The organism is Mycolicibacterium aromaticivorans JS19b1 = JCM 16368, from assembly GCF_000559085.1.
GTDB classification, from domain to species: domain Bacteria; phylum Actinomycetota; class Actinomycetes; order Mycobacteriales; family Mycobacteriaceae; genus Mycobacterium; species Mycobacterium aromaticivorans.
In genome coordinates this window covers 5,395,302-5,412,245 of the sequence record NZ_JALN02000001.1, presented here as the reverse complement: position 1 = coordinate 5,412,245, position 16,944 = coordinate 5,395,302, and the positions used below count along the sequence as shown (strand labels likewise).

Genomic DNA, 16,944 nt, shown 5'->3' with positions numbered 1-16,944 from the left:
TCCGTGGCCGCGGTGTTCCGCAGCGGCTCCCAGCCAACGGGAAACCACTGTTGACCGCACGTGGTGGCGGCGCGATCGTGATGCGATGAGCGATGTGTTCAGCCCGGCGCGCCTTGGACCGGTGACCCTGCGCAACCGAGTGATCAAGGCCGCCACCTCCGAAGGGCGCTCGCCGTCCGGTGAGGTCACCGACGACTTGATCGCGTTCCACCTGGCCTTCGCCGAGGGCGGTGTCGGCATGACGACAGTCGCCTACTGTTGTGTGTCGCCCCAGGGTGCCAGCGCGCCGGGTCAGATCGTGATGAGCAACGCGGCGCTTCCGGGTCTGAGCAGACTCACCGACGCCATACATGGAGCCGGGGCAGCGATATCGGCACAACTCGGACACGCCGGAGTGGTGGCGCCCCGAAAGCTCACCGGTGTCACGGCGGTGGCCCCCAGTCGATTCGTCAATCCGACGTCCATGGCGTATTGCCGCGCCATCACCGTCGAGGAAATCCGCGCCGTCATCAAGCAATTCGGTCTCGCCGCGCAGGTGGCAATCGATGCCGGATTCGACGCGGTCGAACTGCATTTCGGCCATTTGTATCTGCCGAGTTCCTTTCTCAGTCCACTCATCAATCGGCGAAAGGACTCCTATGGCGGCAGCATCGATAATCGTTCGCGGCTGGTCCGCGAGATTGCCCAGCACGTCCGCGAGGTAGCGGGCGATCAGATCGCAGTGATCGCCAAACTGGACATGGACGACGGTCTGCCCGGCAGCATCTGGATCGACGAGGCACTACGCACCGCACAGCTTCTCGACTCGGATGCCACCCTGGATGCGTTGGAACTGACCCAGGGCTCGTCGGTGTTCAAGCCGATGTACCTGTTCCGGGGAGATGTGCCGGTCAAGGAGTTCGCCGGGGTCATGCCGCCCGCGCTGCGTCCGGCTGTTCGGCTGTTCGGCAAGCGGACGATGGGGGTGTATCCGTACCAGGACATGTACATGCTGGATGCCGCGCGCCAATTCGTGCCGCTCATGCGCAATACCAAGCTGATCCTGCTGGGCGGCATCACCGAGCGCGAGCATCTGGAGACCGGGCTGGCCGAGGGGTTTGACTTCTTCGCGATGGGCCGGGCGCTGCTGCGCGAACCTGACCGCGTCAATTCGATGATGTTGCAACCCGATTCGCGTAGCCGGTGCAACCACAACAACAAGTGCATGGTGACGGTCTTCGGCCGGACGCACTGTGTGCTCGACCCGGTGCAGCGCTACGGTGCGGCAGTGCCGTCAGCGTCGGAGCAGCTCACCTAACGCGCGGCCGGCCTCCCGACGGGCCTGGTGGGCGACGTCGAGCATCGGCATCGTCATGAAACCGTGGATGCCGCCGTCATAGGAGCATCGGGTGGTCGGAACGCCCACGGCGGTCAAGGCATTCGCGTAGGCGTTGCCTTCGTCGCGCAGCGGGTCGTGCCCGGCCACCACCACGACGGCGGGCGGCAGCCCGGTCAGATCCGCCTGAAGTGGCGAGGCGTACGGATGCTGACGGTCGGTGACCGCAGGCACGTACTGATCCCAATACCATTGCAGCGCCGGGCGCGGATTGTAGTAGCCGCGGCCGAAACGCCGGTAGGACTCGGTGTCGAAGTCGGCGGCGATCACTGGATAGAGCAGCAACTGCGCGGCGATGGCCACGGAGTCACGATCTCGGGCCATCACCGCGGTGACTGCCGCAAGGTTTCCGCCCGCGCTGTCCCCGCCCACCGCGATCCGGCCGGGATCGCCGCCGAGTTCGGCCGCATGCGACGCTGCCCACCGGGTGGCGGCGAAGACGTCTTCGGCAGCGGTGGGCCATCGGTGCTCGGGTGCCAGCCGATAGTCGACCGAGACCACCACGGCCGGAATCGAATTGGCGAGGTTGCGGCATAAGCCGTCGTGACTGTCGAGGTCGCAGAATACGAACCCGCCACCGTGGGCATACACGAGTATCGGCAGCGGCTCATCGGACTCGGGCCGGTAGATGCGGACACCCACGCTGCCGCCCGCGACCTCGATCTGGCGATCGACGACGTGCGACACCGGTTCGGGATTCGGGTTCGGCACAAAACGGGCGCGGATGGCGGCGCGCGCTTGGGCGCCAGTCATCGTGTGCACGGGTGGGAACCCGGAGTCGAGCGTGTCGATCAGGCCGGCGATCTGAGGGTCGAGAGTCACGCCGGCTGCAGACGCCCGATGGGGCGGGGCGCGGGGCCGGTGCGCAGTGGACGAAGCGGCTGCAGCGTGGGAGCGACTCGGTCCGGACCGCCCTCGGCGCTTCGCCAGATAGCCATGGCCGTCATTCTCACCGGTGCCACCAGTCGGCTGTCGAAGGCCATCCGATTCATCGGTCCACACACCGAGACTGCTGCCACCGCGTGACCGTCCGGGCCGATGGGCGCCGCTACGCACCCGAAGCCGGGCAGCGACTCTTCACGTTCGAAGGCCACGCCGTGCGCGCGAACCTTGGCCATCTCGGCGGCCAGCTGCGGAGCGGTGGCGATCGAAAACCGGGTCTTGCGGTCGGACAGGTCAACCTCGGTGACGTCCTTGTCGGCGAGGATCGCTTTGCCGATCGCCGTGCAGTGGGCCGGCTGCCGACTGCCGACGCGAGTCGGGATCGCCGCTCCCAGTTGCTCACCGATCTTCTCCAGGTACACCACATCGGAGCCGTCGAGAACCGCCAGGTGCACGACGAGCCCCGTTGCCCGGTGCAGGTCGCGCAGTAGTGGGATGGCGGCCCGATGGATGCGATCTTGATGCAGTGCCAACGATCCCAGTTCGACCAGCCGCATCCCGAGTTCGTAGTCGCGGCCGTCGCGGCGCAGCCAGCGCAATGCGACGAGGCGCTCGAGCATGCGGTGCGCCGACGACCGCGGGAGGCCCGTTCGACGGACGATCTGCGCGAGCGTCAGTCGACCCGGACCGTCGAATGAGTCCAAGACCAGCGAAATCCGGTCAATGACGGCGCTCGGTGTCTCGCCCGACTTCTCGACAGTCAGTGTCATGAAGGCCTCCCAGTCTCAGCGGCATGCCAACCAGGCATATAACTAATAGTCATATAGTTGTAGCACGGCGGTGTGTGCGCTGTCACACGAACACGCGGACAGATCGGTGAAGGCATAGCGAGGTGTGGGGGAGGACCGCCGCCCTCAGAGGGGCGGTACGGCCGTCAGGCCTTGGCTACGGCGCGACCGGCTCGACGGCCGTAGAAACTGCCGTCACCGAGTGAAACACCGCTGGCATAGCCCCATGCCGCCAGGCCCGCGGTGCAGCGGCCGGCCGCGAACAGGCCGGGGATCGGGTTGCCGCTGACGTGGAGCACTTCGCCGTTCAATGAGGTCATCAGGCCGCCGAGCGTGAAACCGCCGCAGCTGGCTCGCAGGTCGATGGCGCCGACCGGGACACCGACCGGCTTGATCCACTCCGGCTTCTTGTGCAGCAACGGATCCTCGCCGCGCGCGGCCGCCGCGTTGTAGGCGCCGATCGTCGCCTGAAGGGAGCCGACCGGGAGACCGATCTCGGCCTCCAGCTCGGCGACCGTTTCGCATACCCACGTCGCTGGCCGCTTGAGGAACGGCGTGGCCGATGTCGCCGCCATCGCGTCCTCTTGTGCGTCGCCGTCGATGATCAGGTAGGCGGTGTCCTGCTGCCGGTACAGCGTCAACTGCCCGATCCGGCCGGAGTACATGTCCTCGGGGACGTAGCGCTGACCGAGGCCGTTGACGAGAACGCCGCGCACGGTCTGCTGCGGATCGATCAGGAACGCCACCTCGGTGGCGTCCATGTGTGCCAGGTCCGCGCCGAGTGCCTGCGCCATCCGGATCGCGCGGCCGTCGTGCTGTTCGATGGACGCGGCGGGGCGTCCCGCGATGGCCGGGGCGAACTGCTTGACCATCGACTCGCTGTAGGCGAAGCTGCCGGCGGCCAGCATGACCCCGCGCCTGGCCCGCACCCGCACCGTCTCGCCGTATTGGCGCGCCAGCACTCCTGCCACCCGGCCGTCGGATTCGACGATCAGCGTCTGCGCCCGCACGTCGTAGACCGCCCGCACGCCGAGCGAGGTGGCGGTTTCGACCAGCGGCTTCATCAACATGAAGCCGCCGCTCTTCTCGCCGGCGACTTTGCCGGTCATCTGCGGGATATGGCCGCGCGGAGCGGGTTCGGCAATCGTGTTGAACGGGTAGGCGTTCTCGCCGCCGGTGAACATCAGACCCTGGTCGCCGGGCGGCTCCCACCCGGGCTCACCCCAGAACTCCGGCTTGAACGGCACACCGCAGTCCGTCAGCCAGTCGAAGTGCTCCAGGCTGCCATCGCAGTAGTCCGCGATGCGGGCTTCATCAGCCCCCGGCCCCATCGCCACGTTGAGGAAGGCCGCCATGTTCGACGGCGAATCCTCGAAACCACAGGCCTTCTGGATCGGGGTACCGCCGCCCAGGTAGATGAAGCCACCGGCCATCGCCGCGGCGCCACCCCACGACCCGGTGCGTTCGAGCACCAGCACATCGGCGCCGCCACGCGCCGCTTCCACCGCCGCCGCCGCACCGGCGATTCCGTAGCCGACGATGACCACATCGGCCTCGTGGTCCCAATGGTCGATCGTCGATGCGGGGACCGGGCTGACGTCATCGTCGACTGTCATGGACGCATGGCCGCCGGAAGATCGGACACCCACTGATGCCCCCAGTAGCTGTCAGCGGTGATTTCCTCTGCGGTGTAGTACATTTCGTCGACTCGCATCCCTTCGGTGCCGAATTCGATGTCCCAATCGCCGGGCGCGCGCACGTAGAACGACACCATCTTGTCGTTGGTGTGCCGACCCAGGGTCGACGATAGTGCAAAGCCCTCGGCATTCACCCGATCCAGCGCCTGGCCCACCGTGTCAAGCGAGTCGACCTCGACCATCAGGTGGATGAGCCCGGGATCGCGAACCGTTTGCGCGGGACATATCGCCAAACTGTGGTGTCGTTGGTTGACACCCATGAAACGCACCCGGATCGGCCCGAACTCGGGCGGCGCAGGGACCCGGAACGCGCCGCGGGACGTGAACCCCAGGACGTCGGTGTAGAACGCGAACGCTCCGTCGACGTCGAGGGCCGGCAGCACGACGTGGCCCAGTCCCTGATTGCCGGTGACGAATCGGGCGCCGAACGGGGTCACGACGGGGGAGTGGTCGAGGACCGCACCGTGGAAGACCTCGAGCGAGGTTCCGGCGGGATCTTCGAAGGTGATCGCTTCCTCGACGCGCCTGCTGTCGGCTTCCTGCAGGGACAGTTGCTTGAACGGGACCCCGGCGGAATCGAGCGAGGTTTTGACCCGCTCCAGGTCGGCGTGGTCGCGCACCTCCCATCCGACCGTGACGATCTTGTCGACATCACCGGGGACGACGATGATGCGCGCGGCCCGCTCGTCCATCCGCAGGTACAGCGCCGAGGCATCAGAACCCTTGCCCTGGGCAAAACCGAGAACGCCGAACGCGAAATGCCGCCAGCGTTCGATATCGGAGGCGGCCACGGCGACGTAGCCCAGCCCTTTGATCAGACGCATGCTTCTCCGCCTCAGATCATCGCCCGGAGCGGTCCCTGCGGATCCACACCGAGCGAGCTCAGTGCGGAGGCGTGGTAGACCGTTCCGGGAACGTGGATCGCGTGCGCCTGACCGACGTGCACATCACGCCAATACCGTTGCAGCGGCTTGTCCATCCGTGCCGCATTGCCACCGCAGCGGGCGAAGATCTCGTCGACCGCTGACACCGCGCGCCACACCGCGCGAACCTGGCTCCGTCGACCCGCCGCCCGATCCTCGAATGAGACCTCCTTGCCCGCGTCGACCATGTCGTAGATGCGGTCGGCGTTGGCGAGCAATTCCTGCCGCGCGGCGTTGATGTCGGCGGCCGCCTCCCCGATGGCGTACATGACGTAGGGGTCGTCCTTGATCGCCACCCCGCTGGCGCTGACCCGCTCGCGCTGGTAGTCCAGCGCGGCGGCCAGTGCGCCCTCGGCGATCCCGATGGTCGCGGCGCTGATCCCCAGCGGGAACATGGTCGACCACGGCATCAGGTAGAGCGTGTCGGTCATTCCGGCTTCGCGCTGCGCGGTGCCGTCCATGACCTTCGTCGCATCCATCGTGCGGTAGGACGGCACGAACGCGTCTTTGACGATGACGTCCTTGGAACCGGTGCCGCGCAGTCCGACGACGTTCCAGGAATCCTCGACGATCTCGTAGTCCCGGCGGGGGAGGACCATGTGCAGCATCTGCGGCGGCATCTGCGGCGGCATCAGCGGTTTGCCCTCGGCGTCACCGAGCATCGCACCGAGGAAGATCCAGTCACAGTGGTCGGTGCCAGAGCTGAATTGCCATCTGCCGGTGAAGATGTAACCGCCGTCGACCGGCGTTGCGACGCCCTGTGGCGCGTAGGGCGACGCGACCCAGGTGTCGACGTCATCGGCCCACACCTCGGCGGCGACCTTGGGATCGGCATACGCCAACTGATAGGGGTGCACACCGACCACGCCGTTGATCCAGCCGGCGGCCGGGTCGAGCGCGGCAGTGGCCATGACCGTCTCTGCGAATTCGCGCGGATGAACTTCCAGCCCGCCGTGAATCTTCGGCTGAAGCAGGCGGATGTTTCCCGCCGACTTCATCAGCTTCACGGTCTCGTCAGTGAGCTTGCCGACCTTCTCACCCTCAGTGGCCTGGCCGCGCAGTTCCTCGGCGATCTGGCGCACCCGGTCGATTACCCGCTCAGTCATCATCTGGTCCTATCGTCGCTGGGTGCCGTCGATCGTGTACCGGTGGTGCGGGGATTGCGGCAACGGTTCCCGGTCAGCGGAAAACTGTTGTCGGCGGGCTCAGAACTCGATGTGCAGGTCATCGGAGACCGGTCGGGCTTGGCAGGCCAGGATCACGCCGTCGGCCAGATCCTCGGGCTCGAGAATGTCGCAGGTGGCCATGTCCACCTCGCCGCGCACCACGGTTGCCGCGCACGACCCGCAACGGCCCTCCTTGCATGAGTAGGGCACGTCGACGCCGGCGGCGATCATGGTGTCCACCAACGTCGCTCGTCGCGGCCACCGCAATCGGTGGCTCTCGCCGTGCAGGTCCAGGAGCACGCTGACGGCGTCGCCATCGCCGGGACCGACTTGTGTCGCCGCGATATCGTCGGTGAACGGGTCACCCGTGAGGGATTGAAAGATTTCGAGATGGACCTGTTCGCGTGCCATGCCCGCCTCGGCGAGAGCGTCTTTGATCATCGCCATGAACGGCGCAGGCCCGCAGATGAACGACTGCACCGTCGCAGAACCCGCCAGAACCGTGTGGGCGAACCCACTCATCTGCGTGCGGGTGGGGAGACCTTGCACGGATTCCAGCCAGTGCAGCACCGTCAACCTCCCGGCGTATCGGGCGGCCAGTTGGCGCAACTCGTCGGCGAAAATAACCGAGCGCTCATCGCGGTTGGCATAGCACAGCACAACTCGGCCAGTACCAGCTGCCAGCACGGATTTCAGAATCGAAATCACGGGCGTGATACCGCTGCCAGCCGCCCACAGCAGGAAGTCTTCATCGAGGTCGGCCGGAGTGAATGCCCCCGAAGGTGGTAGCACCTCGATGGAGTCCCCTGGAGATATGTTGTCGCACAGCCAGTTCGATGCGTACCCGTCGGCGGTCCGTTTCACTGTGACCTTGGGTGCGGAATCGGTGTGCGGCGAGCTCGCCAGCGAATAGCATCGCGCCACCGAGCCGGTCTGTCGGCTGGGTACCCGAAGCGTCAGGAACTGTCCGGGCCGATAGACGAACCGGTCATGGTGGTCGTCGGGAATTGCGAATACCAGTGACATCGCGTCGGAGCCCTCCGGTATGACATCGGCTACCGTCACCACTACACCCCGTCCCGGGGTGACCACTTCACTGCCGTTGTCGACGTTGGACATGGGATCGATTCTCCGGCGCGATGCCCGGCAGACGCCGTCTTGGCGTCCGGTGACCGGGAGAGACCTCGTACCGAAGCCTTGGAACCGCTTACCGTTCGGCGCGTGAGCAGTGAAGCGAAGACCTCCGTAGATGTCGTTGTGGTCGGGGCCGGGTTCGCTGGCCTGTATGCCTTGCACAAGTTCCGCTCGCAGGGGCTGTCCGTCCGGGTGTTCGAGGGGGCACCTGACGTGGGTGGCACCTGGTACTTCAACCGTTACCCCGGCGCCCGGTGTGACGTCGAGAGTGTGGACTACTGCTACTCGTTTTCCGATGAGCTGCAGCAGGAATGGACGTGGACCGAGAAATATGCCACCCAGTCGGAGATCCTGGCCTATATCAATTGGGTCGCCGACAAGCTCGATCTGCGTTCCGATATCACCTTCAACACCCGTGTGATGGGCGCCGTGCTCGACGAACAGACGTTGCGCTGGACCGTGAGCACCGACACCGAGGAGAAGGTCGACGCGCGATTCGTCGTGATGGCGACCGGGCCACTGTCTGCCGCCATGACCCCCGACTTCACCGGTTTGGACACCTTCGGCGGCGAGGTGTACCACACGGCGCACTGGCCGCACGAAGGCGTCGACTTCACCGGCAAACGGGTTGCTGTCATCGGTACGGGATCCTCAGGCGTCCAATCCATACCGATCATCGCCGAACAAGCCGAGCAGCTGTATGTCTTCCAGCGCACGCCGAACTACAGCGTCCCGGCAGGCAACCGGCCGTTGACGGCCGAGGAGGTCGCCGATACCAAGGCCAACTACGGCGAGCGACGACGGATGTCATGGCGCAGCGGCGGCGGGTCACCGCACGTCGCGCATCCCAAGCTGACCATGGAGGCGACTCCCGAGGAACGGCGTGCCGCGTTTGAAAAGCGTTGGGAGCTCGGCGGTGTGCTGTTCTCGAAGACCTTCACCGACCAGATGGTTTCCCTGGAGGCCAATGAGGAAGCGCGCAAGTTCTACGAAGAGAAGATCCGGTCGGTGATCGACGATCCCGAGCTCGCGGAGCTTCTGATTCCGAACGACCATCCGATCGGCACGAAGCGAATCTGCACCGACTCCAACTACTTCCAGACCTTCAACCGGCCCAACGTCACTCTGGTCAGCGTGAAGAAGACTCCGATCGAGTCGATCGACGAGACCGGCATCGCCACCTCTGACGCCCACTTCGAGATCGACGCGTTGGTCTTGGCGACCGGATTCGACGCCATGACCGGCACACTCGCGAAGATCGACATTGTCGGCCGCGGTGGCCGGCGGTTGGTCGACGATTGGGGGAACGGACCGCGCACCTACCTCGGATTGGGCACCGACGGGTTCCCCAATCTGTTCCTGGTGTCCGGTCCGGGTGCTCCCGCGGTCTTGGCGAACATGGTCCTTCATGCCGAGGCCCACGTGAATTGGATCGCCGACGCCATCGAGTACCTCGATGATTGCGGCTACGACGCCATCGAGCCGAGCACCGAAGCTGTCGACAACTGGATTGCGGAGTGTGCGCAGCGCGCTGAGGCGACACTGTTCACCAGAGCCAACTCCTGGTACATGGGCGCGAACGTGCCGGGTAAGCCCCGCCAATTCATGCTGTTCATCGGTGGATTCGGGACCTACCTGGACATCTGCAATGAGGTGGCCGCCGCTGGATACAAGGGCTTCGACCTGCTCAAGGCGCAGTGAGTGTCAGGTCTGGCAGACAAGGTCGTGCTCGTCACCGGTGCGGGTCGCGGCACCGGTCGGGTGCACTGTGAGCGGTTCGCCGACGAAGGTGCCGACATCATCATGGTCGACCACGTCGATGCCGCGGACGAGCTCCGCGACACCGCACACCGGGTCGAACAGCGGGGCCGGCGTGCGGTGGGCGGAACAGCGGACGTCGCCGATCTCGCCGCAGTCACCGCCGCCGTCGACGACGGTGTCGGGAAACTCGGCCGCCTCGACGTCGTCGTCGCCAACGCCGGTATCCATTCTCCCGGCGGGCCCGCGTGGCAGATCACTCCGCAAGACTGGCAGCGCACCATCGACGTGAATCTGACCGGCGTGTGGCATACGGTCCGTGCCGGGCTGCCGCACATCGGTCCTGACGGTGGCTCAGTCGTGATCATCAGCTCCACCAACGGTTTACGAGGCACCGCCGGTACCGCGCACTACACCGCCAGTAAACATGCCGTCGTCGGACTGGCCCGCACACTCGCCAATGAGCTGGGTCCTCGCAGTATTCGGGTCAATACCGTGCACCCCGGCGCGGTCGCCACACCCATGGTGCGCAACGCGGCAACCTATAAGCGGCTGCGGCCCGATCTCGACAATCCCACCGAAGCCGACGCTGCCGAGGTTCTCACCGCGCGCAACCTGCTTCCGGTCCCGTGGGTTGAGTCCGTCGACGTGGCCAATGCCGTCGTGTTTCTCGCATCGAACCATGCCCGCTACATCACCGGAGCTCAACTGGTGGTTGACGCGGGCCTGACCCAGAAGACGACATGACCGGGCGGCTGGCGGGGAAGACCGCGTTCATCACCGGGGCGGCACGCGGCATCGGCCGTGCCCAGGCGGTCCGTTTCGCCGACGAGGGTGCGGCAATTGTGGGCGTTGACATCTGCGGGCCGGTCGACTCCGTGCAGGTGCCGCCGAGCACGCCGGAGGACCTCGACGAGACGGCGCGGTTGGTCGAGGCTCGTGGTGGTCGCATTGTGACCGACGTCGTCGACGTGCGCGACGTGAATGCGCTGCGCGCGGCAGCCGATCGAGGTGCCGACCATTTCGGCGGGCTCGATATCGTCTGTGCGACAGCCGGAATCACGTCCCGTGCATTCGCCGCCGACATGACGGAATCGATGTGGCGGACGATGCTGGACGTCAACCTCACCGGGGTGTGGAACACCTGTACTGCTGCCATACCCCATCTGATCCATGGTGGCGGCGGCTCCGTGGTGCTGGTCAGCTCGATCGCCGGGCTGCGCGGCTTGGTCGGCGTCGCGCACTACACGGCCGCCAAGCACGGTGTGGTCGGGTTGATGCGAAGCCTCGCAATCGATGTCGCGCCACATGGGATCCGGGTCAATTGTGTGCATCCGACCAACGTCGATACACCGATGATTCAGAACGACGTCGTACGACGTGCGTTTCGACCCGACTTGATCCGGCCGCCGACCAGGGATGAGTTCGCCGAGTCAGCCACCCGGATGAACATGCTGCCGGTGCCGTGGGTCGAAGCGGTGGACGTCGCCAACGCCAGTCTCTTCCTGGCATCCGACGAGGCGCGTTACATCACCTCGGCCAGCTTGCCGGTGGACGCCGGCGCGACTCAACGATGAGTGTGGTGAAACAGGTGTCCAAGCAGCAAGTCTACGCCGTGACCGGTGCGGCGTCCGGAATGGGAAAGGCCGCAGCCGACCTCTTGAGAGCTGATGGCCACCATGTGATCGGCGTGGACCTCCGCGACACCGAGGTGATCGCCGATCTCTCGACCGCCGAGGGACGGTCACGTGCCGCCCGCGCGGTGCTCGCATTGGCGAACGGGGGGCTCGACGGTGCAGTCTTGGCCGCGGGAGTCGGCCCTCGGCCCGGAGCGGAGAACGTCCCGACCATCATGTCGGTCAACTATCTGGGTGTCGTCGAGCTGCTCGAGGCGTGGCGGTCCGCACTAGCCGCTGCCGACTCCGCGAAGGTCGTTGTCGTGGGCAGCAATTCGGCGACCACCATGCCGATGGTTCCCGGCCGTGCGGTGCGCGCGTTGTTACGCGGTGACGTCGACGCCGCGGTGCGCGCTGTACGGATGTTTCGATCGGCGGCGCCGGCGATGGCCTACGGCGCATCGAAGATCGCGCTGATGCGCTGGGTCCGCCTGACTGCGGTGCAGCAGGACTGGTCCGGCGCCGGGATACGGTTGAATGCCATCGCGCCGGGTGCTGTGGATACGCCGTTGCTCGGTGAACAGCTCGCTACCCAGCGCGAGGCCAGGGCCGTCACATCGTTCCCGGTGCCCATCGGAGGTTTCGGCAAGCCTCACCACCTCGGTGAGTGGATGCGGTTCATGGTTTCCGACGCCGCTGACTTCCTCTGCGGCAGCGTTATCTTCGTCGACGGGGGATCGGACGCGTACTTCCGCGCCACACACTGGCCGCGGCGGGTTCCGAACGCCGGGATACCGAGGTATCTGTACCGAATGTTTGCGTTCAGGCGGGTGCGATCCCGACGGTCGTAAGGTCGAACCGCGGAGATAGTGTTCGCCCGGGTGTGACCCGGTCGATTCCCAGTCAATGGCACATGTTGTGTGACTGCGCTTCGACCGCGATGCAGATTGGTGGCACACATGGAATGGGCGGAGGATCTGATATGACTGCAGTCGACAGCGACGTGGTGACCTATGAAGTCGTCGGCGGGACCGCGCTGGTCACGATGAACCGACCGCGGTACCGCAACGCGCAGAATTCGGTCATGACCTATGCCCTCGACGCGGCGTTTCAGCGTGCGGTCTCCGACGACGATGTGCGCGTCATCGTCTTGGCGGGCAACGGTGACCATTTCAGCGCAGGCCACGACATCGGAACACCGGACCGCGACCACCACGTGTCCTACGAGAACAAGGCCGCGCTCTGGTGGGATCACGTCGACAAAGAGGGCGGCGACATGCGCTATGCCCGTGAGATCGAGGTTTATCTGGGTATGTGCCGGCGGTGGCGCGAGATTCCGAAACCCACCATCGCGATGGTGCACGGCGCGTGCATTGCCGGCGGGCTCATGTTGGCCTGGGTCTGCGACCTGATCGTCGCTTCGGAGGATGCCTTCTTCAGTGATCCCGTGGTGCGAATGGGCATTCCAGGGGTCGAATACTTCGCGCACCCCTGGATTCTGGGGTCCCGGTTCGCCAAAGAGATGCTGTTCACCGGAGACAAGTTCGGTGCGCAACGCGCCTACGAAGTCGGGATGGTCAGTCGAGTCGTGCCGAAGGCCGAACTTCGGGAGGCGACCTTCGAGATCGCCGGGCGCATCGCGACGATGCCGAGATTCGGTCTCGCGCTGGCCAAGCGAGCGGTCAATCAGTGCGAAGACCAGATGGGACTGCGTAACGGCATGGACGCCGTGTTCGGGCTGCACCACTTCGCGCATGCGCACAACGTGGAGGTGGGTCAGGACTCGCTCGGCGGGCTGGATGCCAAGACGATGTCCACACCTCGTAAACGGCTGTAGCCCAGAGTTTTCCACAGATCTGTGTTCATCCACAGGGTCCGTCGTCCACGGCGGATCTGTCGGTGATCCGACGTAGAATTCGAACATGGTTTCGATCACGGCGGCGCTGGATGCGCTCGATGCCGCGGTCGAGATGCTGGGTGCCGCTGACATCGAGGAGCTGCCCGCACCCCAGCGGTTCGCGGCGGTAGAACGTCTGGAACGTGCGGTGCGCCGCCAGCGGGCGGTATCTCATCAGCAGATCACCCACCTGGAGCGCTACGCGGGCTGTCCGCCGATTCCGATCGTGTTGGCTGACGTGCTTCGGATCAGCCGGACGGCGGCCAAGCGCCGACTCCGTGACGCCGAACAGCTGACCCCGCGCACCACGCTGACCGGTGAGCCACTGGCGGCACTACTGCCGGAGACCGGCAAGGCCTGGGCAGCCGGCGAATTGGACGGCGAGCATGTGCGGGTCATTCAAAAGTTCTTCCGTGATCTGCCCGATCACGTCGGCCCGGTCGAGGTGGATGACGCCGAACGGGCCTTGGCGCAGCATGCCCGGACCATGCGGCCCGATCAACTGGAGAAGGTGGCCGATCGGTTGGCCGTACACCTCAACCCCGACGGCAAGTACTCCGAGGAGGACCGGGCGCGCAAGCGCGGCTTCCAATGGTGCGGGGGCCAGCGCCCGGACGGGATGAGCGTCGGGAAGCTGATCGCCGATCCACTGCTGCGGGCACAGCTGGACGCATTGTTCGCGAAGACCGCCGCGCCGGAGCCCGATGATGTGCGCAGTCATGCCCAGCGCCAACACGACGCATTGGCCGATGTGGTCCGCAGCCGTCTCGGCGATCCGAAACTGGGCCGGCACAACGGACTTCCGGTCACCATGATCGTGACGACCACCCTGCAGGAGCTGCAAGCAGGCGCGGGGCACGCCGTCACCGCCGGCGGGACACTGATCCCCATCACGGACCTTATAAGAGCGGCCGCGCCGTCGTACAACTATCTGGCGGTGTTCGACGGAGTCACGGGCAAGTCGCTCTGGTTGGGGCGCAGCAAGAGGTTGGCATCGGCCGATCAGCGAATCATGTTGTTGGCCAAATATCGCGGCTGTACCGCGCCCGGCTGCACGGTCAACGGTTACAACAGCCAGGTTCACCATGCGGCGAAGGACTGGAAACACGGCGGCAAGACCGATATCGACGACATGACCCTGGCATGTAAATGCGACAATCTCGTTGTCGAGAACGAGGGCTGGACCACCCGCCAACGTCCCGACGGCCAGACCGAATGGACCCCACCGCTCGGCGTCCCGCTACGCGGCGGCACCAACGACTATCACCACCCAGAACGCCTGCTGCCCAGAGATGACGAGAAAGACCGAGGGGACGGCGGCTGATGCACTAGCCCCGGGCGGCTGAGCGTCCGGCGCGGCGGCCGTAGAAACTGCCGTCTCCCAACGAGATGCCGCTGGCGTAACCCCATGCCGCCAGGCCGGCGGTGCAGCGACCGGCAGCGTAGAGCCCGGGGATCGGCTCGCCACTGACATGCAGCACCTGTGCATCGAGGTTGGTACGCAGGCCGCCCAATGGGAACCCGCCGGTGGCGTGTCGCAGATCGAGAGCGCCGACCGGGCTGCCTATCGGACGCAGCCAGCGCGCCTTCTTGTGCAGCAGCGGGTCCTCACCGTGGGCCGCGGCAGCGTTGTAGCGCGCCACCGTGTCCTGCAGGCTGCCGAACGGCAGCCCGATTTCGGCCTCGAGCTCGGCGACGGTTTCGCACACCCACTTCGGCTTGCGCAGAATCAGTTTCGGCGTCTGTGATGCCACGGCCTCGTCCTGGGCATCCCCGTCGAGGATGAGATACGCCGTGTCCTCCTGGTGATAGAGCGTGAGCTGCCCGGCGCGGCCGGGATAGGTGTCTTCGGCGACGTAGCGCTGCCCGCGCGAATTGACCAGAACGCCGCGCACCAACTGCTGCGGGTCGACCAGGAACGCAACTTCGGTGGCGTCGACATGTGCCAGGTCAGCGCCGAGCGCCTGCGCCATCCGGATGCCTTGACCGTCATGTTGTTCCACCGCGGAGACCGGCCTACCGGCAATCCGGGGTGTGAAGCGGTCCATCATCGACTCGTTGTAGGCGAAGCTGCCGGTGCCCAGAACCACGCCCCGCCGGGCCCGGATGGTGACCTCGGTCCCGTACTGGCGTGTGGTGATCCCGGTGACGCGGCCGTCGGATTCGACCACAAGGGACTGCACGCGGACGTCGTAGAGTGCCCGGACCCCCAAGTCGGTCGCTTTCTGCACCAAGGGTTTCATCAACATGAAGCCGGCGCTGGCCTGGCCCTGCTTCTTGTTCTGCATCTGCGGGACATGTCCGCGCGGCGCGGGCTCGGCGACGGTGTTGAACGGATAGGCGTCCTCGCCGCCGCTGTACATCAGCCCCTGGTCGCCCAGCGGTTCCCAGCCGGGCTCACCGAAGAACTCCGGCTTGAACGGCACCCCGCAGGCCACCAGCCACTCGAAGTGGGCGACACTGCCCTCGCAATAATCGGCGATGCGCGCGCGGTCGGCGCCGGGGCCCATCGCGGCAGCCAGGAACGCCGCCATGTTCTCGGCGGAATCATGAAAGCCACAAGCCTTTTGGAGCCCGGTACCCCCGCCCATGTAGATGAACCCGCCGGCCAGCGCGGCAGCCCCACCCCAGGCGCCCGCGCGTTCGAGCACCAGCACATCGGCGCCTGCGCCGGCAGCCTCGACTGCCGCGGCCGCACCGGCGACCCCGTAGCCGGCAATCACCACGTCGGCCTCGTGGTCCCAGGTGGTCACCGAAGTGGCCGGAACCGGGCGGACGCCGGTCATGTCAGGGCCGCATGGCGGCGGGCAGGTCGCCGACCCACTTGTGACCCCAATAGCTGTCGGCCGTGATTTCCTCAGCGGTGTAGTGATTTTCGTCGATCCGCACACCGCCGGTGCCGAACTCGATATCCCAGTCGCCGGGGGCGCGGACGTAGAACGACACCATCTTGTCGTTGGTGTGCCGACCGAGTGTGGACGACAGCTGGAACTCCTGCGCGGCGATGCGGTCTAGCGCCTCGCCGACCGCATCGAGGGTGTCGACCTCCACCATCATGTGAATCAGGCCGGGATCGCGCTGGTGCATCGCCGGGGCGATCGCCAGGCTGTGGTGACGTTCGTTGATCCCGAGGAAGCGGATCCGGATCGGGCCGAATTCCTTGGGCAGCGGAACCCGGTACGCACCGCGGGACACGAAGCCCAGTACCTGGGTGTAGAAGTCGAACAGGCCGGGCGCGTCGAGTGCGGGCAGCACGACGTGGCCCAATCCTTGGTCGTCGGTGACGAATCGCGCACCGAACGGGGTCACGACTGGGCTGTGATCCAGCACGGCGCCGTGGAAGACCTCCAGGTGGGTTCCCGCCGGGTCGTCGAACGCCACGACCTCCTCGACTCGGCGGTCGTCGGCCTCGGACTGCGACAGCTGGGTATAGGCGACCCCGGCCCGGTCGAGCACTTCTTTCACCTGTTCCAGAGCAGCGTGGTCGCGGACCTCCCAGCCCACCGTCGCGATCCGATCTCCGTCGCCGGGCACCACGATGATCCGCGCCGCGCGTTCGTCCATGCGCAGGTAAAGCGCGGACGGATCGGGCCCCTTTCCTTCGGCGAATCCCAGTACGCCGAAGGCGAATTGGCGCCACCGATCGATGTCAGCCGTATGGATCGTGACGTAGCCGAGGCTCTTCAGCAGGCTCACGGTGGCGTCCCG

Annotated in this window: 15 protein-coding genes; 7 read left to right on the top strand and 8 right to left on the bottom strand. The window is 65.9% G+C overall.

What is annotated here, in order from left to right:
- Positions 1–85: 85 nt before the first annotated feature.
- Entirely contained in the window at positions 86–1,297 is a 1,212-nt protein-coding gene (locus tag Y900_RS25905; RefSeq protein WP_036345295.1) for an NADH:flavin oxidoreductase, read from the top strand.
- Here Y900_RS25905 and Y900_RS25900 read toward each other — a convergent pair.
- The 6 genes from Y900_RS25900 to Y900_RS25875 form a co-directional block, all read right to left on the bottom strand.
- Positions 1,274–2,197: a LipP1 family hormone-sensitive lipase gene (locus tag Y900_RS25900; protein WP_036345293.1), complete on the bottom strand. Its 924-nt coding sequence runs from the start codon at positions 2,195–2,197 to the stop codon at positions 1,274–1,276. The genes Y900_RS25905 and Y900_RS25900 overlap by 24 nt on opposite strands.
- The gene (locus tag Y900_RS25895) at positions 2,194–3,027 is read right to left on the bottom strand and encodes an IclR family transcriptional regulator (protein WP_036345291.1); all 834 of its coding nucleotides are present in this window, start codon (positions 3,025–3,027) and stop codon (positions 2,194–2,196) included. Before Y900_RS25895 ends, Y900_RS25900 begins: the two co-directional genes overlap by 4 nt.
- Positions 3,028–3,191: 164 nt before the next feature.
- Complete coding sequence (locus Y900_RS25890; protein WP_036345289.1) at positions 3,192–4,661, bottom strand: FAD-dependent oxidoreductase; 1,470 nt, start codon at positions 4,659–4,661, stop codon at positions 3,192–3,194.
- Positions 4,658–5,566: a biphenyl-2,3-diol 1,2-dioxygenase gene (gene bphC / locus Y900_RS25885; protein ID WP_036345287.1), complete on the bottom strand. Its 909-nt coding sequence runs from the start codon at positions 5,564–5,566 to the stop codon at positions 4,658–4,660. Before bphC (Y900_RS25885) ends, Y900_RS25890 begins: the two co-directional genes overlap by 4 nt.
- Before the next feature lie 11 nt (positions 5,567–5,577).
- Positions 5,578–6,771, bottom strand: coding sequence for an acyl-CoA dehydrogenase family protein (locus tag Y900_RS25880; protein ID WP_036347842.1), 1,194 nt, complete (start codon positions 6,769–6,771; stop codon positions 5,578–5,580).
- Between the two features lie 99 nt (positions 6,772–6,870).
- Positions 6,871–7,950, bottom strand: coding sequence for a ferredoxin--NADP reductase (locus tag Y900_RS25875; protein ID WP_036345286.1), 1,080 nt, complete (start codon positions 7,948–7,950; stop codon positions 6,871–6,873).
- A gap of 102 nt (positions 7,951–8,052) precedes the next feature.
- Between Y900_RS25875 and Y900_RS25870 the strand changes: the two genes are divergently transcribed.
- From Y900_RS25870 to Y900_RS25845, 6 genes are all read left to right on the top strand, one after another.
- Complete coding sequence (locus Y900_RS25870) at positions 8,053–9,666, top strand: flavin-containing monooxygenase (protein ID WP_081845245.1); 1,614 nt, start codon at positions 8,053–8,055, stop codon at positions 9,664–9,666.
- Positions 9,667–10,470, top strand: coding sequence for a mycofactocin-coupled SDR family oxidoreductase (locus Y900_RS25865; RefSeq protein WP_036345282.1), 804 nt, complete (start codon positions 9,667–9,669; stop codon positions 10,468–10,470). It abuts the gene before it with no gap.
- Entirely contained in the window at positions 10,467–11,300 is an 834-nt protein-coding gene (locus Y900_RS25860; RefSeq protein ID WP_036345280.1) for a mycofactocin-coupled SDR family oxidoreductase, read from the top strand. Before Y900_RS25865 ends, Y900_RS25860 begins: the two co-directional genes overlap by 4 nt.
- A 14-nt stretch (positions 11,301–11,314) precedes the next feature.
- Positions 11,315–12,190 carry an SDR family oxidoreductase gene (locus Y900_RS25855; protein WP_036347840.1) on the top strand — a complete coding sequence of 292 codons (876 nt, stop codon included), beginning with the start codon at positions 11,315–11,317 and terminating at the stop codon, positions 12,188–12,190.
- A gap of 131 nt (positions 12,191–12,321) precedes the next feature.
- On the top strand, positions 12,322–13,176 hold the full coding sequence (locus tag Y900_RS25850) for an enoyl-CoA hydratase (RefSeq protein ID WP_036345279.1): 855 nt from the start codon (positions 12,322–12,324) through the stop codon (positions 13,174–13,176).
- Between the two features lie 85 nt (positions 13,177–13,261).
- Complete coding sequence (locus Y900_RS25845; RefSeq protein WP_036345278.1) at positions 13,262–14,560, top strand: HNH endonuclease signature motif containing protein; 1,299 nt, start codon at positions 13,262–13,264, stop codon at positions 14,558–14,560.
- A gap of 4 nt (positions 14,561–14,564) precedes the next feature.
- Here Y900_RS25845 and Y900_RS25840 read toward each other — a convergent pair whose 3' ends face one another.
- Positions 14,565–16,022, bottom strand: coding sequence for an FAD-dependent oxidoreductase (locus Y900_RS25840; protein ID WP_036345277.1), 1,458 nt, complete (start codon positions 16,020–16,022; stop codon positions 14,565–14,567).
- 1 nt (position 16,023) lies between these two features.
- Entirely contained in the window at positions 16,024–16,932 is a 909-nt protein-coding gene (gene bphC / locus Y900_RS25835; RefSeq protein WP_036345275.1) for a biphenyl-2,3-diol 1,2-dioxygenase, read from the bottom strand.
- Positions 16,933–16,944: the final 12 nt, after the last annotated feature.